The organism is Terriglobales bacterium (genome assembly GCA_035764005.1).
In the GTDB taxonomy this organism is placed as follows: Bacteria; Acidobacteriota; Terriglobia; order Terriglobales; family Acidobacteriaceae; genus Gp1-AA112.
Map to the genome: position 1 here is coordinate 20,922 of DASTZZ010000117.1, position 26,346 is coordinate 47,267.

Below are 26,346 nucleotides of genomic sequence, written 5' to 3' on the forward strand. Positions count from 1 at the left end.
TGCCGTGCGGAAGTCCCTTCTTTTTCTGCTCTTGGTCTCGCCGGTTCTGGCGTCAGCCACCGATTTCACAGTTCATGTCACCGATCCGTCCGGCAGCGCCGTTGCCGGAGCGCGCGTGACTATCTATCGCGCATCGAACAGCGCGCAGCTCGCTAGTACCAATTCGGGACCAGATGGTTCCGCGACGTTCCACAAGCTTCCGCCTGAGCGGCTTCGCATTCAAGTGCTTGCGCCGGGATTTGCTGAAAGCATTCGGGAAACAGGAGAGCAATCCGAGCCGGTTCTGAACGTCGCTCTCAAGATTGCAGCCCGAAATGAAACTGTCGTAGTTACGGCGACGGAGACCCCGCTAACCGCGGATCAAACCGGAGCGCCGGTGGAGGTTGTCGATCGCTCCGTCCTAACCAATCGTCAGCCGGTCGAGGCAGCCGACGCGATCCGCTTCCTTCCCGGGGCAATCGTCAACGATGCGGGACGGCGCGGGGGCATCGCTTCGCTGTTCGTACGAGGTGGAGACTCGCGCTATAACAAGGTCATTGTCGACGGAGTTCCCGTAAACGAACCCGGTGGAACGTTCGACTTCGGCGTCGTTCCCACAATCGGTGCCGACCGCTTCGAATTTGTGCGCGGGCCCGAGAGCGTGCTTTACGGCTCGGATGCGCTTACCAGTGTGGTGCAGATGTTCAGCGCCACGGGCACGACGCGTACTCCTGAGCTCACGCTGAGCGCCGACGGTGGAACATTCTCCACCGCAACGGGATCTGCGGCGCTTGCAGGCGCATACGGAGGTTTTGACTACAACATATTCGGCGAGCAGTTCAACACCGCGGGACAAGGTATTAACGACGATTACTCGAACTCTGCCCAGGGCGCGAATGTAGGCGTGCGCCTTGCGCCTCGAGCACTTTTTCGTCTGCGCACGCGGCACTCCAATGAACGGAGTGGAGTGCAGTCGTTCTACAACTTTAATGGTCAGCAACTGATTCCTCCTGATACCGACCAGTTCGCGCGCCAAAATAACTTCCTCGCCGACGGCGATCTCACCGTTACTGCCCCAAACCAGTGGAAGCATAGCTTCAGCGGATACGAGTATCACCATGTGCGCGAGAACGTAGATCGCGTAATGGACCCGGGCCGCGAGAACCCATTCGGGAATTTCGATTTTCCATTCTCAAGCTATGCCGATTTCAATCGCGCAGGATTCATGTATCACGGCGAATTCGATCCGCGGCTGTGGGTGCGGACCAACTATGGATATGAATTCGAAGATGAGAACGGCTTCATCGGTGATTTAACCGCCCTACCGCTAACGCATGGTCTCCGCCGCAACCACGCCGTTTACGGCGAGCAGATCTTCACGTTCTCGCGGTTTTCTCTGATAGGCGGTGGACGCTTCATTCACAACGAGAGCTTCGGGAATCGCGGAGTACCGCGTGCAGCGCTTACCTTCCTCGCACTGCGCGGAGGGGAAACCTTCAGCGGTACGCGGCTGCGCTTTGCCTATGGCGAAGGCATCAAGGAACCGAGCTTTGATGAGAGCTTTGGCATTGGCTCGTTCTTTATTATTTCCAATCCGAACCTGAGGCCAGAGCAGAGCCGCACCCTCGAAGCTGCCGTAGTTCAGAATTTCTTCGGCGATCGCTACTCGTTGTCGGCGGGTTACTACAATAACCTCTTCCGCAATCAGATCGAGTTCACCTCCGATCCCACCACGTTCGTCGGTCAATTCATCAACTTGAATCGCTCGCTGGCGGATGGCGCGGAAGTCGAATTCCATGGCCGACCGGCAGCAAGACTGAGCTTCGATGCTTCTTACACCTACACCTCCAGCCAGATCCTGCAATCGCCCCTGGCAACGGATCCGTTGCTCGAAGCAGGAGCGCCATTGCTGCGGCGACCGCGCCATGCCGGTTCGGCGACCGTCAACTACTTCTCGCGGAAGTGGGGTGCAAATTTAAGCGCTGTAGGAATTGGACGAAGGACCGATTCGGACTTCCTCGGCCTTGTGCCACATGTAGACCACGCGGCTGGATACGTCCGCGCTGACGCAAGCGGATGGTATGAGCTTCAGCGGCATGTCACGGCATTCTTGGGGATTGAGAATCTGCTCAATAAGCGTTACGAGGAAGCTGCGGGATTTCCGGCGCTCAAGGCGAATTTCCGTGCGGGATTGCGATTTCGATTCGGTGGAGAGTGATCCGGGAAGAGCGAACACGAAGGTCACGGAGGCAACAGATTGAGGTCACGAAGAGTTCTTTGTTACCTCTTCTTTTTCCTTGGTGACCTTCGTGTTCGCTGTTCTTGACTTCTGCTAGCCCTTAATTTCAGTCGGAGGGCTGACGAGACGCGCTTTCTGCGCACGCATAAATTCCTGAACCAGGAACGCGATTGCAGCGGACATTCCTGATCCAAATATGCTCAGCATGACGGAGCTGGCCAGCCTGCGCGATGAAGAGACAATGCCGTTGTCGTCCGTAGCCTCAGGTGCACCGTGAGCCACGACAGACAGGCCATGACGGCCCGCGCTGATGCTCACAGAATTGTCGCCGCCTTCACCGAAATTTGCCGAGACAAGCTTCGTTTGGTCGTAGTTGTCGTTTTCGGCATCCAGGCGAACGCGGATGCTGTGACGGCCCGCGGGAACCTCGATCGTCTTATACAGTCCCGGCGACTTGCTCCCCAGAAAAGCTAAACGTCCTTTCGATGATCCGTTCACGGTGCCGGAATAGATCACATCGCCATCGGCCCAAACTGTTAAATCGGCAGTGCGAAATCCGTGCTGGCAGACAATTGTGACCTTTGCAGGATTGGAGAAAAGACGAGCGAAAAGTACTGCCCCCGCCACAAAGAGCAGCAGAGCGAGCGCGGCAAGCCGAAAATTGCGGGGCAGCCGCATGAATCGGTTGTAAGCCCTTCGCAACCGACTGACGACGACAGGCTGAGCTTCGTCTGCTTTCTTCGCGTCTCCGGGCTGTGCTGGGCTGTTGCTCTTCGCTATGGATGTCTCGGCCACTCTGGGCCCATTTTCCGCGAACTCAGAACGGGCTACCAGTTACGGTAGTCACCCTAGCGATGCGTTGACAGGCGATTCAGCAGCAATATAGCCCAAGCAGACTCAAGTTGAGATGCAGCCGCCACTACAATCCGCTTGCCTCACGCTCGAATCTTGTCCAGGACCTTGCGCACTTTCGCCATCGGCCCAGAACGGAACCTCGATTCAACCAGGGCCCAATGTGGCAGATCGACGATTACCTCGAATTCCTTCATGGTCACGGCACGCTTGCTGTCCATCTGCTTGCCTGAGCGAAGAGTCTCGAGCGCATCCTGGATAGCATGGGTCATCCGGAACAAGATCGTCGTCGGATACAAGGCCATATCAAAACCAAGCTCCTGAAGCTGTTTTGGCGTCATCCACGGCGATTTACCGCCACCTTCGAAAACGTTCACCACCTTGTGAATGCCCTTGAACTCCCTTCCGATTCGTTTCAAGTCCTTCTCGCTGTGCTCGGCCTCGATGTAAATGGCGTCGGCTCCGGCTTTCAGGTACAGCTCGCAACGGCGCATGGCATCGTCGAGTCCGTTTGGATCTTCTGCATCGGTGCGGGCGATCAGGAACATGGAATCTCTGTCGGACCGCGCAGCTGATGCCGCGCGAAGCTTCCCGGTCATCTCCTCGGGAGGGATAACTTCCTTGCCCGCCATATGCCCGCAGCGCTTTGGCGCTTTCTGGTCCTCGATGAAGATGGCAGAGACTCCCATTTGTTCGTACACGTTCACCGTGTGCGTCACGTTCTTAACGTCGCCGTAGCCGTCGTCGCAGTCGACCAGGACAGGAAGACTCGATGCCTTAACGATCTCGCGCACTGCTTCCGACTTCTCGCCGAAGCGGATGAGATCGATGTCGGGCACTCCAAAGCGAGCGCCTTCTAGAGCGAATCCGCCAACCTGATAGGCCGCAAATCCGGCCTGCTCAATCAGCTTTGCGCTGAGCGCATCGTGAGCTGCCGGGAGCTGCAGAAACTTATGGCGATGCAGCAGCGATCGCCAGCTTGGGCGGAGGACCTTGATTTTGGGCATATAAAGGGAACCTGCGAGACGTACTCTCTTCAACAAATGGGATGCAGAGATAAACCATGCCGGGGCTGCTGAATGCACAAAACCTGGTGCTGTGGGCAGATCGACACCTTAGAGCCCCGTAGGTCTATTTACTGACGGAAGTACAAGTCCTGACGTTACAAGCAATAAGGGCTAGTAGGGCTATACTTTACCGAGCCGTAGTTGTCTCTGTTTTGGCCTCATGTTCGTAGTTTTAAGGGCCGATACGGTATCGTGAGCCTCGGAATTCTTGAGAGCTCAGGGAAGCACCTTGACGCGTTTTGAGCGTCTAACCATTTCAGCTCTGGACAGAGCTGAAGCTGGACCGGTCTACGGGCAGAATGAGTCAGAGAATCATTCGCGACTGCGGTTTGCTGGCGTGCGGCTGCGCGCTCGCCCTTCTTGCCACCGCATGTGAGAGTTCAGAAAAAAAGATCCACAGCAATCCAGTCGCGCAGGCACACGCGCCGACGATCTCAACCGCTAAGGCTCTCAAATCGTCGGCGGATCCAAAATCAGATCCCATCCAGGTTGCGCAAGCGAAGGTTCCTGCTGCTCCGAACCAGGCGGACCCTGTCGACAAGCTGGTCGAGGAAGCCGAAAAGCAATACCAGGAAGGCCAGCAGGAATACGCGGCTGGCCATCTGGAAGCCGCCAAGCAGAGCTTCGACCAAGCAGTAAACATACTGCTTGAGGGTGACATTGACGTCCGCTCAGACGAACGCCTCCAGCGTGAACTAGACAAAATTTCGGAAGGCGTGAACCAGCTCGAAGTCGCAGCTCTTCAGCAGGGGGACGGATTCACTGAGCAGAAGTCCGAGCCGGCGCCGATTGATGAGGCGAACGACGTTACTTTCCCAGTCGACCCGAACCTGAAAGCTCGGGCTGAGCAACAGGTGAGAGAAACGCGCTCTGACCTGCCGTTGGTGATCAACGATTTCGTAGCCTCGTATATCAACTTCTACTCGACGCGCGGCCACGGCACTCTGGAGCGTGCGCTGGTACGTTCCGGTCGATATCAGGACATGATTAAGCGCGTCCTTAAAGAAGAAGGCGTGCCGCAGGATTTGATTTACCTGGCCGAGGCCGAGTCTGGATTTGAGCCGCTCGCGCTGTCCCGCGCTGGAGCGCGGGGAATGTGGCAATTCATGGGCAGCCGCGCCAAGGGATACGGACTCCAGCGAAGCTGGTGGATAGACGAGCGCCAGGATCCCGAGAAGTCGACGCGAGCCGCTGCACGCCACCTACGCGATCTCTACAACCAGTTCGGTGACTGGTACCTGGCGATGGCCGCGTACAACTCCGGCCCGGGCAACGTACAGCAAGCCGTCCGCAGGACCGGCTACGCCGATTTCTGGGAGCTCTATAAGCGCAATGTCCTGCCGAAAGAGACCAAGAACTACGTGCCGATCATTCTGGCCTTCACAGTGATGGCAAAGAACCCGGCACAATACGGATTGGACAAGATTCAGCCTGCTCTCCCACTGGAAACCGATACAGTTCGGATTAACTACCCAGTCGATCTTCGCCTGGTCGCCGAGTGCGTGGATACTGACCTGCAGACGCTCACTCAGCTCAATCCTAGCCTCCTGCGTCTGACCACTCCAAAAGACTCCACCTATGATCTCCGCCTGCCATTGGGCACCAAGGATAAGTTCGAACAGGCGATGGCGGCCATTCCTGTGGATAAGCGCGTGGCCTGGCGGTATCACCATGTAGCCGCCGGGGACACCCTGGACAGCATCGCCCGCCACTACCACACCAGCCCGAGCGCGATTCGCGAGGTCAACAACCTGCAAGGTGAGGAACTGCAGGCGGACAGCAAGATCATTATCCCCATCACCGCCGGCCGCTCCGCGGAGGCGCGCACTGTGGCCTATTCGCGCAAGCCGACGCGCTACAAGGTTCGTCGGGGCGATACAGTGTCCTCCGTTGCAGACGATTTCGGCGTTCCTGCCGACCGCCTCCGCCGCTGGAATCGCCTGAAAGGCGATCACTTGACCTCAGGGCGAATGCTGGTGATCTATCGCCCGGTAATGGCCTTGGACGATCCGGTTATCAATAGCCCTAGTCGTCATCGTTCGCGGCATTCCAGCAAACGTCACACCTCGCTCTCAGCCAAGAAAGCCTCCACTCATACCACCTCGAACTCCAAATCAAGCAAGGCTTCCACGGCCAAGACCGATTCTGTACCAACCGCAAGTGGCGCATCTGAGCGGGCTGCTGCTGGTCTTCGCTGAAGTATCGTCACCAGAAAGCAAGTAATTTTCGCGCATCATCAAATCCGATTTGACACACGAACAGCGCGAGTTGCTATAATCCGCGCCTGCGTTGTTTTGTGGTGCGCGAGCATTCATCACGTCATTGATGGGCTCAACATTCAGGAGGAAAAATGAGCTTCGACGATCAGACACTCTATGGGCGAAGTGAGGATGAGATGGACGATTACGGAGATTCGAGCCTGGACGAAGAGTCCATGGATCAAGGCTACGACGAGGAAGAAGAGGAAGAAGAAGTCGCCGGTGAAGGCGCTGCCGTAGGCGGTGGCACGGCTAGTGGCGGCTTCGGGGGCCAGACCGGTGGCGGCGGTGAATCCGGCGGCGGTGGCGGAGGAGCCACGCGTGGAGGCGGAGGCGCGCGCAAGAAGAGTTCCGCGAAGAAGAAAGGCGGCGCAAAGAAGAAAAGCGCTGCTCGCAAAAAGAGTTCAGGCAAATCAGCAAAGAAGAAGTCGGCGGGAAAGAAAAAATCGGCGTCGAAGCGCAGCTCCGGCGGCGCGCGCAAAAAATCTTCATCGCGCGGCGCAGCGAAGAAGAAATCGAGCCGGAAGAGGAAATAGGCTTAGTTTCTTTTCGGGAATTCCGTAACGAAGGGAACAGGGGACAGGTTACAGGGAACAGGACACGCTCCCTCGACTGTCCCCTGTCACCTTTACTCGTATCTCAACGCCACGATTGGATCGACCTTGGTGGTGCGCCTCGCGGGAATGTAGCTCGCCAGCAGGGCGACGACCGCGAGTGCGCCGGCGGCAATTGTCAGGGTTGCCGGATCGGCAGCGTGCACGCCATACAATAGCGACTTCATCAGCGGCGTGAGCGCAAGAGCGCCAATCAAGCCAACCACCCCTCCAACGCACGCCAGCAGCATGCTTTCGCGCACGACCATACGCATGACCTCTGCTCGCTGCGCGCCAAGAGCCATACGCACTGCCAGCTCATGCGTGCGACGCGAGACCGAGTGGCTCATCACGCCATAGATCCCAACTGCTGCCAGAACGAGTGCCACGGCCGCAAATGCCGCAAGCAAATACAGGTAGAACCGCGGCTGCGCATTCGTTTCGGCGACAACTTCTTCCATCGTCTGCACTTCCGAGATGGTCACCGTTTTATCTTGCGTACGAATCGCATTTTCGACTGCCGCGGTTTGCGCCGCGGCATCACCGGCGGTGCGCACGACGAAAGTCATGTACTTCGAGAACGGCGATGCGCCGCCACTGTACGTTGGGCTCTGCAGAAACGGCAGGTAGTATTCTCCGTCGGCTGGGGCATTCCACTCATGGCGCACGACGTTTTGCGTGATGCCCACGATCGTGAACCAGACTTTGCTCGGATTCCCATTTTGGTCAAGGCCCACGGCGATCCGCTTGCTAATCGGGTCTTCTCCCGGCCAATAGCGGTTGGCGAGAAACTCGTTGACGATGATCACTCCGGGCGCGCTCTGATTGTCATGTTCAGAGAAATCGCGGCCACGCAGCAGCGAAATGTTCATGGTCCGGAAGTATCCCGGCAGCACAACGCGATAGACTCCATCAGGTCCTTCACCGCGCCGCGGCGTAGGTCGACCCTCGATGAAGAAAGGCAAATCCCAATCATCTCCCGCCAGCGGCAGATGATTAATAGCGCTCGCCGATACCACTCCGGGAAGAGTCGCCACCCGCTGCAATGCGCCTTGATAAAACGCGCTGCGGTCTTTTGCGGCAACATCTTTCGCTCCGGCAACAGAGACGATCATGGTGAGCAGATGGTGAGGATTGAAGCCGGGATCGATGTTTGATAAGGCGACGAACGTCCGAATCATCAGCCCTGCGCCCGCCAGCAGTACAAGGGCCAAGGCGAATTCAGAAGTCACCAGCAAGCTGCGCACCCGGCTAGTGTGGCGACCCGAACCTGCGCCTCGGCTGCCTTCCTTTAGAGAATCAATCAGGTTCACCGCCGAGCTTTGCAGTGCGGGAGCGAGGCCAAATGCAATGCCAGTCGCCATCGAGATCGCAATCGCAAAGACCAGCACTCGAGCATCAAGTGTGATGGAGCCGAACTGGGTGATCTCATCCGGAGCCCAAACGAGCAGAGCTCGTAATCCCCAATGCGCCATCAGGACGCCGATGATACCGCCGCTCAGCGCGAGTACCGCACTCTCGGTCAGAAACTGACGCAGAATCCGCGCTCGGCTTGCACCCAATGCAGTACGCACTGCGATCTCCCGCCCGCGAGCAGAGGCGCGCGCCAGCATCATGTGGGCGATGTTGGCACATGCAATCAACAGCACGAACCCGACCGCGCCTAACAATACCAGCAGCGCAGGACGAAGATCGCCAACTACCTCCTCTTTAAGAGGCGTCACGATTAAGTCCTTGTTAGTTCCCGGAAATTGCTTTTCCAGCCGCGCTGTGATCGTAGCCATCTCTGCTCGCGCCTGCTCCAAAGACACTCCAGGCTTTAGGCGGGCAAACAGCCGCTTGCTGTTCACGACACGGTCTTCCGGATTGACCGGAAGCGGTCCCCACAATTCGGTGCGATTTGCCCATGATGGGAAAGCAAATCGAAATGTGGCCGGCATCACGCCAATCACTGCATAGGGCTCGCCATTGAACTCAAGGGTGCGGCCAAGCGCATCTTTGCTTCCGCCAAAATGGCGCTGCCAGAATCCATAACTGAGCACAACCTCGTGATCGTTTCCCACGCGGTCTTCGCCGGGCGTAAATGTCCTTCCCAAAATGGGCTTAACTCCCAGGACGGGAAATACGTCCGACGTGACGTGCATCGCGCTGACCTGCTCCGGCTTGTCGATGCCGGTCAGATTTGGACTCCAACCCTCGACCGCGCCCATGTTTTCAAAAACATGGTTGTCGCGCTTCCAATCGAGAAAATTCGCGGAACTTTGACCGCTGTGTCCTTCGCGAATGAAGGTGACCAGCCGGTCTGGATCGGCATACGGGAGCGGGCGCAGAAGCACAGTATTCACAACACTGAAGATCGCAGTATTCGCGCCGATGCCAAGCGCCAGCGTGAGCAGCGCGACGGCGGTGAATAGAGGAGACTTGGCTAGATTGCGCAGAGAATAGCGAAGATCCTGCAATAACGTTTCCATAATCATCCTGGTTGTCATTCCGAACGAAGCGAGGAATCCCTATTTCAGCCAGCGCTGGCTCTTATAGCATTCCTCTCTCCGCCTCTCCCAAAAGACGGGACAGGGCTGCGCTCGGAATGACAAGACGAATTTATTCATACCTCAGCGCCACGACGGGATCGACCTTGGTCGCTCGCCGCGCCGGCACGAACGCCGCAGCAGCAGCGACCAGCGATAACAGCCCGATCACAACCAGCAGCGAAATCGGATCGGTACTTCTCATCTCGAAGAGGAAGCTGTGCAGCAAACGGCCGCTGGCGAGCGATATTGGAATCCCTATCGCCAAACCAAGGGCAACCAGCCACATGCCCTCACGCAGAACGAGTTCGAGCACGTCATTCCGCGCGGCTCCCAACGCGATGCGCACGCCAATCTCTCGTGTCCGACCGGCAACCGTGTACGACATGATTCCGTAAAGCCCGACGCACGCCAGCAGCAACGCCAATCCACCGAAGAACGTCGAGAGCCTCGCCAGAACGATCTGGCTGTCGAGGTTCTGCTCCAAATTCTGACGGACGGTGTGCAGCGAAGTTAGTGGCAAATCTGGCGCGGTCTCCTTGATCATTTTGCGCACACTCGCCAACACCGCATTTGGATCTCCCTGCGTGCTGAGCTCATATATAAGCCGCAAGGGAGTCGCGTCCTGCTGAAACGCGAAGTAAAAGCGCGGCGGCACCGCTTCACGGAGGAAGTAGCCATGATCCTTTGTGTTCTTCGAGACGCCGATCACCGTGAACGGCTTGCCTTTTTCTTTCGGATCATCGATCTCGAACTGCCGTCCCAGCGGATTCTCGCCATGGAAGAAGTGTTTCATCATCGCCTGGTTGATCACTGCGACGCGTGTGGAAGTCAGCGTGTCCTGAGGGCCGATTGCGCGTCCGAGCAAGATCGGAACGCCGATCACCGCGAAATAGTCAGTGCCGACCTCATCCTCGTTTGCGTCGCGGCCCTGGCGCTCATTTGAGGTAAAGCCAGGAACGGTCAGTTGATTGTTGGTCTCCCCTCCGCCGAGGATTCCATTACGGGAATAGCTGACGCCGCGCACACTTGGGATCGTCGCCAGGCGATCGGCGAGTTGGGTTGCGAGCTGCCGTAAACGTTCACCTTCGTAGCCAACTGCGGACGGGCTTACCGAGGCGACAACGATGTGTCCGCTGTCATAGCCGAGATCCTGGGTGAGCAGCTTCTGCAGGCTGCGAACCAGCAGGCTCGCGGCGAAAAGAACAAGGAGCGACAGCGCGACCTGCCCGGCGACCAATCCTTTTCCCCAGCCAAGACGCGAGCGCGGCTCCTGCGATGCCGCAGAGCTATCTTTGAGCGTGGGACTGACCTGCACCTTGAGACTGCGTAAAGAAGGCACAAGTCCAAACAGAATGCCGGTCAGGATGCACGCGGCGCAGGTGAACGCCAGCACTCTGATATCTGGCGACATCGGCAGTGAGGCGGCGTCGCCGGAGCCGAACACCTTTACCAGCAGGCGCACTCCCCAAATCGCAAGCGTGGCGCCGCAGGCGCCGCCGCACAGCGCGAGCAGAATGCTTTCGGTCAGCAACTGCCGCAACAGCCTTCCTCGACTTGCTCCCAACGCCAGCCTCACCGCGATCTCTTTGCTGCGCGCCGTCGCTCGCGCCAGCAGAAGATTAGCGACGTTTACACAGGCAATCAGGAGTACTAGCCCAACAATGCCCATCAACAGGAGAAGAGGCGTCTCGTAATCGCCGCGAAATTCCGACAGCCCTGCTCCTCCGGCTGCGACTTTGATTCCTTCTTGGGCGATGTCTTTGCGGTCCTGTTCCGTGATGCTTGCACCGTAACTGCCTTTCAACGCCTGCTGCAGCACAACCGTAAGATTCGCTTTTGCGTGTTCTACGGTTATTCCCGGTTTGAGTCTGCCGATCACCGAGAGCCACGATGCGTTCGGGTTCTTGAGCAGCTTGGTTCCGCGGATGATCTCCTGCTGCATCGTGATTGGGATGAAGGCCTCAATCTGATCGCCGACCACGTCGCTTCTGAAGCCAGGCTGAGTCACGCCGACAACCGTGAATGGATATCCATTCAGGCGAATCTCCTTACCGATAATTGCCGGCGAAAGAGCAAACTTTCGCTGCCAATAGCCGTAGGCGAGTACCACAACGGGATTGGCATTCTCGGCAGTGTCGTCGCCGGTTGTGAATAGACGCCCGGCACCGGCATCGACGCCGAGCACGGAAAAGTAATTCCCGCTCACCAGTCGTCCGGCAATTACTTCGTCGGAAGCACCACCCACGCTGCTTGAATCAACTTCGATGTGGTGCTGCGTCCCCGCAGCGAGCAGACCGCTGAAGACATCGTTGTGATCGCGCAGTTCTCGGTATAGCGGATAAGAGAAATAGTTTGTCTCGGGCGTGCCATTCTGGCGATCGTTCACCAGCGCAGGATCGCCGACGATCACCAATTGCTCCGGCGACTTAACTGGGAGCGATTTCAGCAAGAGCGCATTCACGAACGTAAATATCGCGGTGTTCGCTCCGATGCCGAGGGCCAGAGTGATCACCGCAACTGCAGTGAAGGCCGGGCTCTTGGCCAGCATGCGAAATCCGTAACGGATGTCCTGGAAAAGAGTTTCCATAAGCTCCTCATCGGGTCATCGGGTGTTGCCTCAACTTCACCCGATCACCCGATGGCCCGCTCACCCGATTCCTTCACTCGTGTCTCAACGCCTGCACTGGATTGATCCTGGTCGCTCTGCGGGCAGGCACACCACTCGCCAGCAAGGCCACGAACGCGAGCGTCGCCGCGACCGCCATGAACGTCACCGGATCGGTTGCTTTAATTCCGAACAGTTGATCTGCCAACACACGCGACAAACCAAACGAGAGCCCGACCGCCAAAACGATCCCAACCGCCAGGCCAACAGCGATCAATCGGAACGCCTGTTTGGCAATCATCAGCATCACCTGCTCGCGATCGGCGCCGAGCGCAATCCGAATTCCGATCTCCTGCGTTCGCTGTGTGACCGAGTACGACATCACTCCGTAAATGCCGATTACGGCCAGAATCAGAGCGAGGCCGGCGAAGGTCATCAACAGTGACATCGAAATTCGCCGCGATCCCAGCGAATCGGAGACTATTTGATCCATAGTCTCTGTCCCAGCGATTGGCTGATCGGGATCTACATGCATGACTACGCTGCGTACGATGGATGTGAGCGAGAGCGGATCGCTGCCGGCGCTTCGCAACATCAACATGCGGTAATTCAATGCGTGCCTGCCTGTGTGCTGCGCGAAGGGAACGTAAATTTCCATCGGGGTCGCTGCTTCGAGGTTGTCGTGCTTCACGTCGCCAACAACGCCGACAATCGTTAACCACGGAGATTTCTTCAGGTCAGCAGACATCAGCTCTGGGGGCCCGCCAATTCGAAACTTCCGTCCGATAGGATCTATGCCGCCGAAGTTCCGCCGCGCGAACTCGCGGCTGACCAGAGCCACTGGAAGTGTCGAATCGTTGTCCGATTCCAAAAACTGCCGCCCTTCCAAAATGGGAATTTCCATGGCTGTGAAGTAGCCTGGGCTGGCATGGTAAATGCGCGTGCTTGGGATTTCTCCGGCCGACGGCACAGGCTTGCCTTCGAGCAAGAAATCCGTATCCCATTCATTGCCGCTTAGCGGCATCGGCCAAATGGCGCTCGCGGTCTTCACTCCCGGCTGGGTGCGCAGGTTGCGAAGGACCTCGTCAAAGAAGACTTCCGTTTGCTCCGGCGTCGAATATTTCTTTTCCGGAAGCGCGATCTCTGCCGTCAACACCTGGCGTGAATCAAATCCCGGATCAACATGAAGGACGCGCACGAAGCTGCGAATCAGTAATCCAGCGCCTACCAACACCGCTAGCGACAGCGCAATTTCCGAGATTACGAGAGCACTCCGCAACCGCTGCTTGCGCATTCCTGCGGAAGAGGTGATTCCTTCTTTTAATGACCCGGCAAACCTCCGAGCGCTCGCTTGCAGCGCCGGCAGCACTCCAAACAGGACTCCCGTCACGACGGAGATTGTCAGAGTGAAGAGCAGCACAGCAGCGTCAACATGAATCTCCTGCACCCGCGGCAACGCATCCGGTGCGGAAGCGACAACGAACTTCACACCCGCAATGGCAAGCGCAATTCCTCCTACTCCTCCGATGAGGGCGAGGAGAACGCTCTCCGTAAGCAACTGACGAATGATCCGAGAACGTGCAGCACCGAGCGCGGAGCGAATGGCCAACTCCCGCTCGCGCAAACTGGCGCGCGTCAACAAGAGATTCGCGATGTTTGCGCAGGCAATCAGCAGAACGAAGCCGACCGCGCCGAACAGCATCAGCAGCACCGGACGCGCGCCGCCCACCACGCGGTCCTGCAGTAGTTGTGCGGCGACGGAGACGTTCTTGTTCGACTGCGGATACTGTTGTTCGAGCGCCGCCGCTATGGCGTCGAGATCAGCTTGAGCTTGCTTAAGGCTGACTCCGGGTTTCAGCCTGGCAACGCAGTAGATGCCGCCGTGGCTGCTGCGACGATGCGCGTCCTCCTCACCAGCGTGGAGACCCAGCGGAACAAACACATCGTATTCCTGGTCACGGTAGGTGAAGCCTTGCGGAAGAACGCCGATGATCGTGTAATCCCGATCGTTCATGGTGACCGTTTTTCCGACGATCTGCGGATCCCCGCCGAATCTCCGCTGCCACAAACCGTAGCCGATGATTGCCGTCGGGGCGGATTGGGCCTGGTCATCGGAGGCCACAAAGTCGCGACCAAGCAGTGGCTTCACTCCCAACGTGCCGAAAAATTCGGAGGTTACGTTCCTGCCATGCAAATGCTGCGGCGTGCTTCCACCGCTCAGGATGAAGGCTTCGCCCTGAATCGCCGCCATGCTGTCGAAGACGTGATTCTGATTGTGATAATCCCGAAACTCAGGATAAGAAAATGACATTCCGGGGCGGTGCTTGAACGCTTCCATCAAGTAGACAAGCCGGCCGGAGTCTTTATACGGCAGCGGCCGCAGGACGACGGCGTTGACGATGGTGAACATCGCCGCGTTCGCGCCGATGCCGAGTGCGAGAGCAAGCAGCGCGACAATGGTGAAGCTGGGGCTATTGCGCAGAGAGCGCAGTGCGTAGCGAAGATCCTGGAAGAGAGTGTCCATGTCGTCTCCTATGTGTCATTCCGAGCGGAGCCTCTCCCGCATTTTGGGAGAGGCGGAGAGAGGAATCTCTACTTTCACCAGACACGTAAGGGGTTGCGAGTCCGTAGGGATTCCTCACTTCGTTCGGAATGACAAAAAAAGGCAAAACCTACTCGTACCTCAGCGCCACCATCGGATCCACGTGCGACGCGCGTAGCGCCGGCACGTAGCACGAGGCCATCGTCACCAGGAACAACAGCACCGGCACAATGAAAAATGTTGCCGCGTTCGGATCGCCAAGCCCCACGAATCCTGCAGTCAAGATTCGTGCCACCGCTATGCTGACGAGGCCTCCGATACATATCCCGGCCAGAGATAGCGCGAGTCCCTGGCGCAGCACCATACCGAGCACATCGCTTCGGCGCGCTCCAATGGCCATACGAATGCCGATTTCTCGGGTGCGGCGCGCGACCGAATACGCGATGAGCCCGTATAGACCGATCACGGAGAGCGTCAGACCCACGCCTCCCATTACCGCGACCATCTCCACCACCAAACGTATGTTGGCAATCGCGCGGACCTGATAAAAGTCACGCATCGTGCGCACGTTAAACACCGGCTGGTCGGGGTCGAGGGCGTGTACCATTTCCCGCAACGGCGCGGCTAAAGAAGCCGGGTCGCCGTACGTGTATGTAAATACAGACATCGACTGTCGGGGATTCTGCGCGAACGGCAAATAAACAAACGAGGTTGGCGGCTCGCCGCCCCAGAGATACTTTCCCGTTTTGGCGACTCCAACCACCTGCATCCATTCATTCTTCTTGGTGTTAAGGCGCAACCGCTTTCCGATCGCATCCTGGCCGGGCCAGTACGTCTTGGCAAACTGCTCGTTCACGATCGCCACCAGGGGCGCGCCTTCTTTATCCAGTGCGGTGAATGCGCGTCCTCGAACAATCGGCGTCTGCATGACATCGAAGTAGTTCTCATCAACAACGCTGTCGAAGACGGCGGTCGCCACCTGGCCTTTGGGAAATACGTGCCCTTCAGGGGCAAAGTTGTCCATGTTCACATTCGACGAGAGAGGTACCGAACTGGCGAGAGCGACTCCCCGGACGCCTGGCAGCGCCTGAGCCTTCTCGACAAGGTTGTAATAGAAATCGTGGGTCTGCTGCGGCGTGTAACGACCGAATGAAGTATCGAACCCCATCGTCAAAACGTGGTCGATGCGAAACCCGGGATCCACCACACGTATGTGGCGAAATCCACCCAGGAGCATACCTGCAGCTACGAGGAGAATCATCGACATGGCGATCTGCGCGATGACCAGCGCATTACGACCGGTGAGGCGGCGCAACGTCGGCTGACCCGATTCGGCATTCTTCAGTGCCGGTACCAAATCGGGCTTCGAGCTTTGCCACGCTGGAGCGAGACCAAAGACGATCGCGCTGACAATCGCGCAAAGCAAAGCGAAGAGCAGTACGCGAGTATCCAGCTGTGGAGTGATGCTGATCGGAAGATCCGTCGGTATCTGAAGCGTCTGGAAGACGCGAATGGCGGCGTAAGCAAAGCCGAGGCCTACGATCGCTCCGATAAAAGCCAGCAGCAGACTTTCCGTGAGCAGTTGGCGAACAAGTCTTGCGCGAGTCACGCCCAGAGCCGTGCGGATTGCGATTTCGCGGGTGCGTCCGCGAGCGCGACCGAGCAGGAGGTTCGCGACGTTTGCGCAGGCAATGATCAGGACTACTCCCACTAGTGCCAGCAGGAGCGCGACGAGACGGGCATCTTCCGTGTCCTGCACCACGCGCGCCTGAAGTTCTGTCCGGAGTCTGACGATGCGACCGCGATCAGTCGCGGTATGCAGCGGCTCCAGCCCTTTCCATATGCTCGTGAGCTCCGTCTGCGCCTGTTCGAGACTGACGCCAGGTTTAAGGCGGCCCTTTACGCTGAAGCCGTGATTGCTGCGATCCTCGATTCGATTGTCGGGGCTGGCAGTCAAGCGCTGTGACATCGCCGCCGGAATGTACAGATTGGGACGAACATACTGGTCAACTCCGGTGAAGCTCTCAGGAGCGATCCCGACAACGTTGAAATCGAAACCGTTGATGCGCACTGTGCGCCCGAGAATAGAGGGATCGGCGCCGAACTCGGTGCGCCAGAAGTCATATGCAAGCACCGCGACCGGATGCTGTCCGGAAACAGCGCCTTCCTCCGGCAGAAAACCACGGCCCAGCGTCGGCTGAACTCCGAGTACCTGGAAAAAGTTGTCGCTCACCAGCAGCGCGCCACGTAGATGAGCATCGTCCCTGGTTGATTTGGCTACGCTGACGCCGGTGAAATCGAATGCCGCCATGCCGTCGAAAGAACGAGCCTTGTCGCGAAAGTCGCGATAGTCGGGATACGAAACTCCGCCCATCGTCTCCGCATCAAGATCGGTGCTGATGGTAAGCACCGAGCCTGGCTGATAGACCGGCAACGGACGCAAAAGCAGCGCGTCGGCCAAACTGAAGATCGCGCTATTCGCGCCAATACCGAGCGCGATAGATAGCACCGCGATAACAGTGAAACCCGGCGTCTTCAGCAGCGTGCGGAAGCTGTAGGCGATGTCTTGGAGGAATTGATCCATTGTTGTTTTCCTTGTATGTCATTCCGAGCGGAGCCTCTCCCGGTGTTTGGGAGAGGCGGAGAGAGAAATCCCTACTTTTCGCCATGGACAGAGAATTCCCTCAGTCCGTAGGGATTCCTCACTTCGTTCGGAATGACAGAAAACAGATCTCACTCGTACCTCAGCGCAACCAGCGGATCGACCTTCATCGCGCTTCGGGCCGGCAGATACGCAGCTAGCAGCGCAACGAGCATGAGCACGATCGCTGCTGCGGCGAACGTGGGCACGTCGAGCGGCTTCACACCGAACAGCAGGCTGCTCAGTGCTCGTGTGCTGGCGAGCGCTGCTACAAGCCCGATACCGAGTCCAATTGCCACCAGCGCCATTGCCTGGCGAATCACCAACCCGAGAACTTCTGCCCGATCTGCACCTAGCGCAATGCGGATTCCGAATTCCTGTGTGCGCTCGCGAACGGAGTATGAGATCACTCCGTACGCGCCGATCGCAGCGAGCAGGACTGCGAGTGCGCCGAAGACGCTGAGCAGCACAGTGAAGAAGCGCGGCTGCGCGATGTTGTCTTGCATCAACTGCTGCATCGTCGCGATGTCGGATACGGCTTGCTCTTTATCGACGGACCAGATCGCCTGGCGGATCGTCGGAATCAGCGTTAGCGGGTCTTCATTGGTGCGAATAAACAGGTTCAGGCTGCTGCGCGGCGAGATGCGTTCGGGGACGTAGACAGTGTCGCGCGCCTGATTGGCGAGACCTTCGTTGTGCACGTCGGCGGCTACTCCGATCACCTGGCATGGCGTGGTGCCGAGGTACAAAATCTTGTCGAGCGCGCTCTCCGATCCCCAGACTTTCTTCTGCAGACTCTCATTCACCATCAACTGGCAGTCCTGGCGGGTTTCGTCTTGCCTGGAAAATGCCCGTCCGGCGCGAATCGGAACCTGCAGCGCCTCGAAATATCCGGGCGTGACAATGAACACGCCCGCGCCAGGACGAATCGATCCGCGATCCTTGAATGGCGCGAGATCGAACTCATATGGCTCGCCTCCACCGTTTAGCGGAACAGTCTTGCTGCCGCCCACGGCAACTACCCCGGGAACTTCGGCGACTCGATCGAGCATGTTGTTGCGGTATTGAATGTCGGCTCGATCCTTCCGCGAGAGTCCCGTGGGAACTGTGAGATGAACTCGCAACACCCGATCAGAGTTGAATCCGGGATCGACGTTGACCAGGTGATAGAGGCTGTTCAGCAAAAGGCCGGAGGCGACCAGCAGCATGGCTGCCAAAGCGGTCTCGCCTATCACGAGCAGCTCGCGCATGCCTTTGTGCTGGCGTCCGGAGCTCGAACCCCGAGCGCCTTCTTTCAGGGCGTCGACGATGTTCACCGAAGATGAACGCCATGCCGGCATCAGTCCGAAGATCGGCCAGATGATCAATGCCGCAGCAACTGCAAAGGCAATGACCACCGGATTGATGCTGACTTGATTCGCGTGCGGAATCGTGCCCGCGCTCATGGCCACGAGCACCTGCAGCATTCCGTATCCCAGAAGCAATCCGGCGGCGCTGCCGAGGAGAGCGAGGAGCAGGCTTTCGGTCAGCAACTGGCGCACGAGTCGTACACGCTCAGCGCCGAAGGCACTGCGCACGGCGATCTCGCGGGTGCGTGACGTGCCGCGCGCCAGGAGGAGATTCGCGATGTTGGCGCAAGCGATCAGCAGAACCAGCGCGACGGCTCCGAACAGAATGAGCAGAGCCGGGCGGACGCTGCCTACGATCGAATCGCGCAGAGAGACTACCGTCGACGATCCCCACCCGCTGTTCGTGACCGGGTAAGCCGTTTCAAGCTGCTTCAGCTTCAGCGAAGTTTCATTGTGGGCTTGCTGAACTGTGACGCCCGGCTTCAGCCTGCCAATGACGTTCATCCAGCGAATGCCGCGGCGGTGTGGGACCATATCGTCGGTTTCGAGCGAAATTGGAGCCCAGGCTTCGACTTGCGGCGACGGATAGTCGAACGATGGCGGCATTACGCCGACAATCGTGTAGGTCATGCGGTTCGACGTGATCCGGTCAGCCGTGACTTTTCTGCCGACGATGTTCGGATCTTTCCCGAACTGGCGCTCCCACAGCCCATAAGACAGCACGAGTTGGGCGTTTTGGCCTTTTACATCGTCGCTCGGCTGCAGTGTGCGTCCCAATTCGGCACTCATCTGCAGAGTTGAGAAGAAGTCACCGGAGACGTAAGCAGTGGAGAGATAGTGCGGTTCTCCTACATCGAGTAACGTTCCGCCGGAGTTGCCGGGAAAGAACGCAAACGAAGCAAAGCTCTCAAAGACAGTTTGCGATTGCTTCAGATCATCGACATCCTGCGGAGAGAAAACGCCGTGAAGCTCACCGCTCTCGCGGTTGGCGTCGTAGATGCGCACAAGCTGGTCAGCATCGGGGTATGGCAGCGGGCGCAGAAGCAGCGCATGAATCACGCTGAAGACGGCGGTGTTAGCGCCAACGCCGAGAGCGAGTGTCAGGATTGCAACGGCGCTGAAGCCTGGGTACTTGGCAAGCTGGCGAACGGCGTAGCGGATGTCTTGGAAGACCGTTTCCATTTCGTTGGTGTCATTCCGAGCGCAGCGAGGAATCCCTACTACGTCCAGCTCGACGCCCCTGCGAAGGCGACGAACTCGCAAACCCTAGACACACTCCGACCGTAGGGATTCCTCACTTCGTTCGGAATGACAGGAAAACCGCTTAGACCGCAGTGACGCTTTCTTCGACTACCTTGCCGTCGAAGAGGTGAATCGTGCGCTCGGCGTGGCGGGCGAAGCGCTCATCGTGCGTCACCATGCAGATGGTTGCGCCTTCGCGGTGCAGCTGTTGCAGAAGTTCCATCACCGCTTCACCATTTCGGGAATCGAGGTTTCCGGTTGGCTCGTCCGCCAGCAGGATCGACGGCTTACCTGCCAACGCGCGAGCTACAGCGACACGCTGTTGCTGACCGCCGGAGAGCTGTGAAGGATAGTGGCGCATGCGGTGCGACATCCCGACCTTTTCGAGAGCACCGTGGACGCGCTCCTTGCGCTCGGCGCCGCCCATCTTGCGATAGGTGAGCGGCAGCTCGACGTTCTCATAGACGGTGAGATCGCCGATCAGGTTGAAGCTTTGGAAGATGAAGCCAATCTCCTGATTGCGGATGCGCGCGCGGTCGGCGAAGTCGAGGCTCTGCACCGGCTTGCTGTTCAGGATGTAGGTGCCGTCAGTCGGCGTGTCGAGGAGGCCGATAATCGACAGCAGCGTCGACTTGCCGCAGCCCGAAGGGCCGGCCATCGAGACATACTCGCCTTCGCGGATCTCGAGGTGAATGCCAGAGAGCGCGTGGGTTTCAACTTCGTCGGTGTAGAAGATCTTGGTGACGTTCTCCAGCGTGATCAGCGGACGGCCGTTCGGTGTTGCCATGTATTCTCCTCGGGTGAGCTGCGAAGCCACGGAGCCGCGAAGCTTCGAAGCTTGTTTTTTGCCGTTCGACCGCGTCTTGCCGAAAAGTGACTTGCGGTCGTTTTCAGAAACTTTGCTAGAACTTTGAATACTCAAATACGTAAACAAAGTTACAGGCCTGAAATACTCAAGCTTCGAAGCTCCGTGGCTTCGCGGCTTCGAAGCTACTCCAACCTGATTCGATCTACGTTGTCCCAGCGCGACATGTCGGAGAGGATTACCTGATCGCCCTCGTTCAGTCCGCCGAGAATTTCTACTGCATTTACTGAGCTGCGTCCTAACTTCACGGTCACGCGCGTTGCGCCTTTGCCGTCAGGATCGAGCTTGAACATGCTTACGGTGCTGTTTTCCTGGCCGAAGGCCGGACGTCCTACGTACTCGACATTCGCGAGGCGATCGAGATCGATGGTCCCATCGACGCTCAGGTCGGGACGCTCGCCCGGTGCGTGGCCGTCGAGTTTTACGTCGACTGTAACCGTTCCGTTGATCACCGCCGGGTCGATGCGCATGACCGTACCGTCAATCAGTCCGTTGTGCGTATCGATCGATGCGGGCTGGCCGAAGGTGATGTCCTTCGATTGCGTCTCAGCGATCTTCAATTCCGCTTTCAAATGGGTAGGATCGACTACTTTCGCAATGTTCGTGCCTGCGGTGACGCGCTGTCCTTCAACTACGGGAACTTCCGTGAGCACGCCATCGATACCGGCGCGGACATGCAGCGCGTCGAGCTGCTTCTTCTTCAGCTCGTAAAGGGCTCTCAGTTCGTCGATCTTCGCCTGTTGCACTGCCAATTGAGACGCGACAGACTTGGTATTGATAGCAACTCTTTCTTCTTCAATTTGATTTCTTGTAGCCAGCTCCTGGGCATGGCCTTCGGAACTCTCCAGTGCCTGACCGGAAATCACGCCTAACTTGGCCAGTTGAGAGTCGATTCGCGCTTTAGTTTTGGCATCGCTGTAATCAGCACTCACGGTCGCGGCATTGGAGCGCTGAGTCATTAGGTCGCTTTGGACCTTTACTTCCAGGTTCTTGTAGTCGGCTTCGGCGGCTTTAAGCTGGAGTTCGGCGTCCTTAGCTGCCTGTTCCGTCACCGGATCGCTCAGGTCCATGATGATGGTATCGGCTTTTACCTGGGTGCCAGGGAGAATGCGCCGACGCTCGACGGTGGCGTCCGTGAGGGCCGAAATAGAGCGAATATCGACGGGAACCAGGGTGCCGAGGCCGCGGACTTGGCGGATCATGGGGCCGCGCTTGACAGTGTCAGTCCAGATGGTGGAGCGCTCGACGGTGGGCGCGGCAGGCTTCAGCCGGGACAAGCCTAACGTGACGCCGGCGATAAAAATGATGGCTAATGCTGAAAGAATGATGCGGCGCTTGCGCTTCGCGGCCGCTACACTCGCTGATCTCTGTATATCCATGACTACGCACTACTAGTGCGCTTCGCCTGCCAAAAGGTTTTCTTCTGTAACTAATTGAAAACTTTTGCCTTATTTCCTGCATTTCGCAGCCTTCGGGTGGGGCTTGTGTTCACGCCTGAATGAAAATGTCCGAAAATGAACAGAGGTGTTGGGCTGCGAAACTTAGCTGTCCGTCCGTGAAATCCTGTCGGCGGACTTGCCGGAGCCAACCTATCAAGGGCCAGACGAGGCCCTTCAACTCGGCTCAAAGACCCACGTTGTTGTCTCAGAAAGCCTTCCTGCTGCGCCCAAAAAAAGCCAAACCCACAGTGAGGGCCAGGATCCGTGTGATTCCCTGTTGTTTACCCTGTTCTTTCCCTGCTCGGCAACTCGACCTGCCCATTTTGGGCAGAATTATGTAACATGGGCGTTCGTTGGAGTTACGCTGTTTTTTACGCTGAACAATACCCTGTAATTTCCGGTATCAGGGTAAGAACAGTGTAAAGGGCCCTTACCCAAAAGCCTGGTTTGCGGCCTCCCAGCTTGCCCTGAGGAGCAATCCCGTCACCGTATAGCCGCATTCATTGCGCCAAAAAACTGAGACAAAATGTCTCTTTCGGCGCAAATCCCAATAACATTCATATTTTCATCTACTTACATCGACTTTAATCAATTGATCCCACGGTTCGGCCAGACGAAGTGTCGCAATTAAGTGGCCTGACAATCTTTGTCACTCGATAGAAAACAAGCCACTTATCTATTTCCACAGGTCTGGTTTCCGGCGTGCACTATACGACGGCGAGGTTAAGTCACCACTATGTCCAAGTGCAGCAAAACCATCGTCTTCGTGCTCAGCCTGATGGCTGTCATGGCTGGGTTCAACCTTTCCTCCCCTCAAGTAAAGCACGTGCTTAGCACGGTTGCCTCCGCCGTGTGGGGCTCCTAAGCATGGACTTTGCGATAAACCGCGCAAGAGATGAATGGCGCGGAGCAAGTGAAAGTGAACCTCCCCAGAGCTTCACAAAATTTGCAGGGAGTTTAAGAAAGAGAACCCTAATGAAACCGCATACGAAAACGAAAGGTGCAGTAGGCCAGTTCTGGCGCTTGCACCTGGTCGCCGCGATGCTGCTAGTTTTCGCGACAGCAGCGTTCGCAGCTCCAGGAAAGGGCAAGTACGGGCCGAAAGCTGCGCCGGACCTCGACGGGTTTACGGTGAATGCGGACGGTACAGTCAGCGTGATCGTCCAGCTTGCGCCGAATACCCCTCCAGGGCAGGTCAAGCAATTCGCCCGCAGTATCAACCGAAATCTCAACGGAATTAATGCAGTAGCTGCCAATGTCCCGGTGGACGAATTGGAGAAGCTGCTGTCTAAGGGTTGGGTAAAGTATGTATCGCCCGACCGTCCGAACAAGTCGGCTTGGGACGACGCTCCTGAGCCAGTTAACGACCAGCAGGCGCGCCAAAGCTTCGGCGTTGACGGAACTGGAATCGGCATCGCGGTCATCGATAGTGGTGTCTATCAGCACGATGATCTGCAGACCGCGGACATGAAGTCTTCGCGCGTCGTGTACAGCGAAAGCTTCGTGCCGGGAGATCCCAGCACCAACGACGCATACGGACACGGCACACACGTCGCCGGAATTCTGGCCGGAGACGGTCACGACTCGGCTGGCCGCTTCTTCGGTGTCGCGCCGAACGCCAACATCATCAACCTGCGCGTACTCGACGCCAATGGCGTCGGCTCCGATAGCCAAGTGATTGCGGCTATCAATCGCGCCATCCAGTTGAAGGGTCAGTACAACATCCGCGTGATCAACCTCTCACTCGGACGTCCGGTGTATGAGTCCTACACGCTTGATCCTCTCTGCCAGGCAGTGGAAGCCGCTTGGCAGCAGGGAATCGTCGTCGTGGTAGCGGCCGGCAATATGGGTCGTGACAACAGCTTCGGCGAGCAGGGCTATGCAACCATCGAAGCGCCCGGCAATGATCCGAACGTGATTACGGTCGGCGCAATGAGCCCGCAGGGAACCTGGACGCGCACTGACGACATCGTCTCCAGCTACAGCTCGAAGGGTCCCTCGTTGCTTGACCACATCCTGAAGCCGGACATTATGGCTCCAGGCAACAAGATCACTTCTCTGCTTTCGCCTGGGTCGACCTTGAGCCAGATCGCTCCTTTGACAGCGGTCATTAAGCCGACGCAGCTCTCGTGGCTTTGCGATGTATTCACTGGTCAAACCAGTTGCGGCGCAACTTCGCCTGGTCCGCAATATCTGCAGTTGAGCGGAACCAGCATGGCAACGCCTGTAGTCGCCGGTGGCGCTGCGCTGATGATCCAGAGCAATCCGAATATCACGCCCGACACCATCAAGTTGCGTTTGATGAAGACGGCGTGGAAGGGCTATCCGGCCCGCGGCAACAGCTGGGGACGCGATGTATGGGGCAATACGTACCTATCGCAATACGACGCCTTCACCATCGGTTCTGGATATCTTGATATCCAAGCCGCTATGGGTGACAGCAGCGTCGCCAACGGTGGTGCGACTTCGCCCACGGTAGTCTTCAACCCGCTCACCAAGACCGCGACGCTGGTCAACGGCACCTCGGTCGTTTGGGGACAGAGCGTGGTGTGGGGCCAAAGCCCGCTGTTCGCTGACTCAGTTGTTTGGGGTCAGTTTACGGTTGATGCCACGGCTGTGGTCTGGGGCAACTCGGTAGTCTGGGGACAGTACGGCACCGATGCCTGCAGCATGGTTTGGGGCCAGAGCGTGGTTTGGGGTCAGCTCAGCGATGCTCTTAACGCTCTGAGTGATGGCGATCCTGGTGACGCCAGCGACGCCGATACTACGGACTCAGGTGGCACGATCACTGATTCCGACACAGTCAATCCACCCGATTCGAGCACGACTACGAGCACGACGGGAGGTACGCTGTGAAAACCTCAGCTAAGATTTTCGTCGCTCTAGTCGTCCTGTCAGGACTCGCAGTTTTGGTAGAAGCGGTCCTGCATGCACACTCGGCTGATCACGTCCGCGTTGCTTCATTCCTGATCGTGGCGTGTTTGGCGGCGCGGCTGAAAGTTAAGCTGCCGGGTCTGACAGGACGCATGTCGGTAAACCTGCCGTTCATCCTGGTCGCAGCGGCCGAGATGAGCTCGTCGGAAGCGCTAGCAGTTGCCTGCTTCTCGACGTTCGTGCAGTGCTTGCCGCACGCAACGCAAAAATTCAACACGGTTCAGGCCGTGTTCAACTTCGCCAATATGGCGCTGGCTGTTGCCGCAACACGATTCATCTTCGGCTTCCCGCCCTTCAATAACGCTGTCCCGTCACATGCGTTATTGTTGGCGCTGGCCGCTGCTGGATTCTTCGTGGTCAACACTGTGCCGGTGGCGATCGTAATTTCACTCACCGAAGCCAAGAACGCCCTGAAGGTGTGGGGACACATCTTCCAGCTCTCGTTCCCGTACTTCGTCGCCAGCGCCGCAATCGCCGGACTGGTGCTCGCAGCTACGGCGGAGATCGGCTGGCAGGTTCCGCTCTTCGTGCTGCCTGTGATGTTCGGAGTCTTCCACTCCTATAAGCACTACTTCAGTGGTGCTAAGGAGACGGCTCCGGCTCCTGCGGTGGTTGCGTCACGTGCAGCCACAGCTACGGGAGACTAACTTCTCGACGGTTTCATTCTCGGTTGCTTGTACCGGCTGTGCCTTTTTGGGGGAGGCGCAGCCGGTTTTTTATTTGCTTCAGGAGCACGCAGCCTAGTTAGCCAGAGCAGCGATTGTTTTCTGCGAGGACTCTTCATTGTCCACGTTCAGTCCCGTCTTCGATCTGTCGATCTGACGCAGGAGTCCGGTTAGCACCTTCCCTGGCCCCACTTCCACGAAGCGTTCCACACCGCTCCCAATAAGAAGCTGGATGGAGCGCACCCACTGCACGGCTCCAGTCACCTGACGGATAAGAGCGTCGCGAGCCACATCGCCACCCTTCACAAACTTTGCATCGACGTTTGTGGCGACGGGAACGGCTGGCGTCCCGAAGTGCAGATTGCGAAGATCCTGGGCAAGCCGGTCCTGCGCCGGTTGCATGAGCGAGCAATGGAAGGGAGCGCTGACCGGCAGCATCACGGCGCGCTTGGCGCCTTTTTGTTTCGCCAATTCTGCCGCGCGCTCCACCGCAGCTTTGCTGCCGGAAATCACAATCTGATCTGGAGAGTTGATATTCGCCGGCG

Annotated in this window: 16 protein-coding genes; 6 read left to right on the plus strand and 10 right to left on the minus strand. The window is 57.7% G+C overall.

The annotated features are described in order from the left end of the window. The first annotated feature begins 4 nt into the window (after positions 1 to 4). Complete coding sequence (locus tag VFU50_19855) at positions 5 to 2,197, plus strand: TonB-dependent receptor (protein HEU5235123.1); 2,193 nt, start codon at positions 5 to 7, stop codon at positions 2,195 to 2,197. Between the two features lie 114 nt (positions 2,198 to 2,311). Here the strand turns inward: VFU50_19855 and VFU50_19860 are convergent, their stop codons facing one another. Both VFU50_19860 and VFU50_19865 read right to left on the minus strand, forming a co-directional pair. Next, positions 2,312 to 3,013 carry a hypothetical protein gene (locus tag VFU50_19860; GenBank protein HEU5235124.1) on the minus strand — a complete coding sequence of 234 codons (702 nt, stop codon included), beginning with the start codon at positions 3,011 to 3,013 and terminating at the stop codon, positions 2,312 to 2,314. 140 nt (positions 3,014 to 3,153) lie between these two features. After that, complete coding sequence (locus VFU50_19865; GenBank protein HEU5235125.1) at positions 3,154 to 4,077, minus strand: isocitrate lyase/PEP mutase family protein; 924 nt, start codon at positions 4,075 to 4,077, stop codon at positions 3,154 to 3,156. Between the two features lie 359 nt (positions 4,078 to 4,436). Between VFU50_19865 and VFU50_19870 the strand changes: the two genes are divergently transcribed. After that, positions 4,437 to 6,335 carry a transglycosylase SLT domain-containing protein gene (locus VFU50_19870; protein HEU5235126.1) on the plus strand — a complete coding sequence of 633 codons (1,899 nt, stop codon included), beginning with the start codon at positions 4,437 to 4,439 and terminating at the stop codon, positions 6,333 to 6,335. 152 nt (positions 6,336 to 6,487) lie between these two features. Then, positions 6,488 to 6,931, plus strand: coding sequence for a hypothetical protein (locus tag VFU50_19875; protein HEU5235127.1), 444 nt, complete (start codon positions 6,488 to 6,490; stop codon positions 6,929 to 6,931). Between the two features lie 92 nt (positions 6,932 to 7,023). Here the strand turns inward: VFU50_19875 and VFU50_19880 are convergent, their stop codons facing one another. The 7 genes from VFU50_19880 to VFU50_19910 form a co-directional block, all read right to left on the minus strand. After that, complete coding sequence (locus tag VFU50_19880; GenBank protein ID HEU5235128.1) at positions 7,024 to 9,459, minus strand: ABC transporter permease; 2,436 nt, start codon at positions 9,457 to 9,459, stop codon at positions 7,024 to 7,026. A 130-nt stretch (positions 9,460 to 9,589) separates the two neighbouring features. Next, positions 9,590 to 12,106 carry an ABC transporter permease gene (locus tag VFU50_19885; GenBank protein HEU5235129.1) on the minus strand — a complete coding sequence of 839 codons (2,517 nt, stop codon included), beginning with the start codon at positions 12,104 to 12,106 and terminating at the stop codon, positions 9,590 to 9,592. Positions 12,107 to 12,179: 73 nt separating this feature from the next. Continuing rightward, the gene (locus tag VFU50_19890; protein HEU5235130.1) at positions 12,180 to 14,648 is read right to left on the minus strand and encodes an ABC transporter permease; all 2,469 of its coding nucleotides are present in this window, start codon (positions 14,646 to 14,648) and stop codon (positions 12,180 to 12,182) included. 148 nt (positions 14,649 to 14,796) lie between these two features. Next, complete coding sequence (locus VFU50_19895) at positions 14,797 to 17,250, minus strand: ABC transporter permease (GenBank protein ID HEU5235131.1); 2,454 nt, start codon at positions 17,248 to 17,250, stop codon at positions 14,797 to 14,799. A 149-nt stretch (positions 17,251 to 17,399) separates the two neighbouring features. Then, the gene (locus VFU50_19900; GenBank protein HEU5235132.1) at positions 17,400 to 19,838 is read right to left on the minus strand and encodes an ABC transporter permease; all 2,439 of its coding nucleotides are present in this window, start codon (positions 19,836 to 19,838) and stop codon (positions 17,400 to 17,402) included. 142 nt (positions 19,839 to 19,980) lie between these two features. Then, positions 19,981 to 20,685, minus strand: a complete 705-nt coding sequence (locus VFU50_19905) for an ABC transporter ATP-binding protein (protein ID HEU5235133.1) — start codon at positions 20,683 to 20,685, stop codon at positions 19,981 to 19,983. A 203-nt stretch (positions 20,686 to 20,888) separates the two neighbouring features. Beyond that, the gene (locus VFU50_19910) at positions 20,889 to 22,142 is read right to left on the minus strand and encodes an HlyD family efflux transporter periplasmic adaptor subunit (GenBank protein HEU5235134.1); all 1,254 of its coding nucleotides are present in this window, start codon (positions 22,140 to 22,142) and stop codon (positions 20,889 to 20,891) included. A gap of 796 nt (positions 22,143 to 22,938) precedes the next feature. Here VFU50_19910 and VFU50_19915 point away from each other — a divergent pair. The 3 genes from VFU50_19915 (at position 22,939) to VFU50_19925 (ending at position 25,783) form a co-directional block, all read left to right on the plus strand. Beyond that, positions 22,939 to 23,067, plus strand: coding sequence for a hypothetical protein (locus tag VFU50_19915; protein ID HEU5235135.1), 129 nt, complete (start codon positions 22,939 to 22,941; stop codon positions 23,065 to 23,067). A 110-nt stretch (positions 23,068 to 23,177) separates the two neighbouring features. After that, positions 23,178 to 25,058, plus strand: a complete 1,881-nt coding sequence (locus VFU50_19920) for a S8 family peptidase (protein ID HEU5235136.1) — start codon at positions 23,178 to 23,180, stop codon at positions 25,056 to 25,058. Beyond that, the gene (locus VFU50_19925) at positions 25,055 to 25,783 is read left to right on the plus strand and encodes a hypothetical protein (GenBank protein ID HEU5235137.1); all 729 of its coding nucleotides are present in this window, start codon (positions 25,055 to 25,057) and stop codon (positions 25,781 to 25,783) included. Before VFU50_19920 ends, VFU50_19925 begins: the two co-directional genes overlap by 4 nt. A 93-nt stretch (positions 25,784 to 25,876) precedes the next feature. On the opposite strand, the gene VFU50_19930 is transcribed toward VFU50_19925, so the two are convergent. Then, the coding region (locus tag VFU50_19930) for an ACP S-malonyltransferase (GenBank protein ID HEU5235138.1) at positions 25,877 to 26,346 on the minus strand (470 nt) is incomplete at its 5' end.

Bases quoted from the DNA above. Each gene is read 5' to 3' on its own strand.
- VFU50_19905 (HEU5235133.1), bottom strand. From the start codon at position 20,685: ATGGCAACACCGAACGGCCGTCCGCTGATCACGCTGGAGAACGTCACC.
- VFU50_19890 (HEU5235130.1), bottom strand. From the start codon at position 14,648: ATGGACACTCTCTTCCAGGATCTTCGCTACGCACTGCGCTCTCTGCGC.
- VFU50_19880 (HEU5235128.1), bottom strand. From the start codon at position 9,459: ATGGAAACGTTATTGCAGGATCTTCGCTATTCTCTGCGCAATCTAGCC.
- VFU50_19885 (HEU5235129.1), bottom strand. From the start codon at position 12,106: ATGGAAACTCTTTTCCAGGACATCCGTTACGGATTTCGCATGCTGGCC.
- VFU50_19920 (HEU5235136.1), top strand. From the start codon at position 23,178: ATGAAACCGCATACGAAAACGAAAGGTGCAGTAGGCCAGTTCTGGCGC.
- VFU50_19865 (HEU5235125.1), bottom strand. From the start codon at position 4,077: ATGCCCAAAATCAAGGTCCTCCGCCCAAGCTGGCGATCGCTGCTGCAT.
- VFU50_19915 (HEU5235135.1), top strand. From the start codon at position 22,939: ATGTCCAAGTGCAGCAAAACCATCGTCTTCGTGCTCAGCCTGATGGCT.
- VFU50_19900 (HEU5235132.1), bottom strand. From the start codon at position 19,838: ATGGAAACGGTCTTCCAAGACATCCGCTACGCCGTTCGCCAGCTTGCC.
- VFU50_19870 (HEU5235126.1), top strand. From the start codon at position 4,437: ATGAGTCAGAGAATCATTCGCGACTGCGGTTTGCTGGCGTGCGGCTGC.
- VFU50_19875 (HEU5235127.1), top strand. From the start codon at position 6,488: ATGAGCTTCGACGATCAGACACTCTATGGGCGAAGTGAGGATGAGATG.
- VFU50_19895 (HEU5235131.1), bottom strand. From the start codon at position 17,250: ATGGATCAATTCCTCCAAGACATCGCCTACAGCTTCCGCACGCTGCTG.
- VFU50_19910 (HEU5235134.1), bottom strand. From the start codon at position 22,142: ATGGATATACAGAGATCAGCGAGTGTAGCGGCCGCGAAGCGCAAGCGC.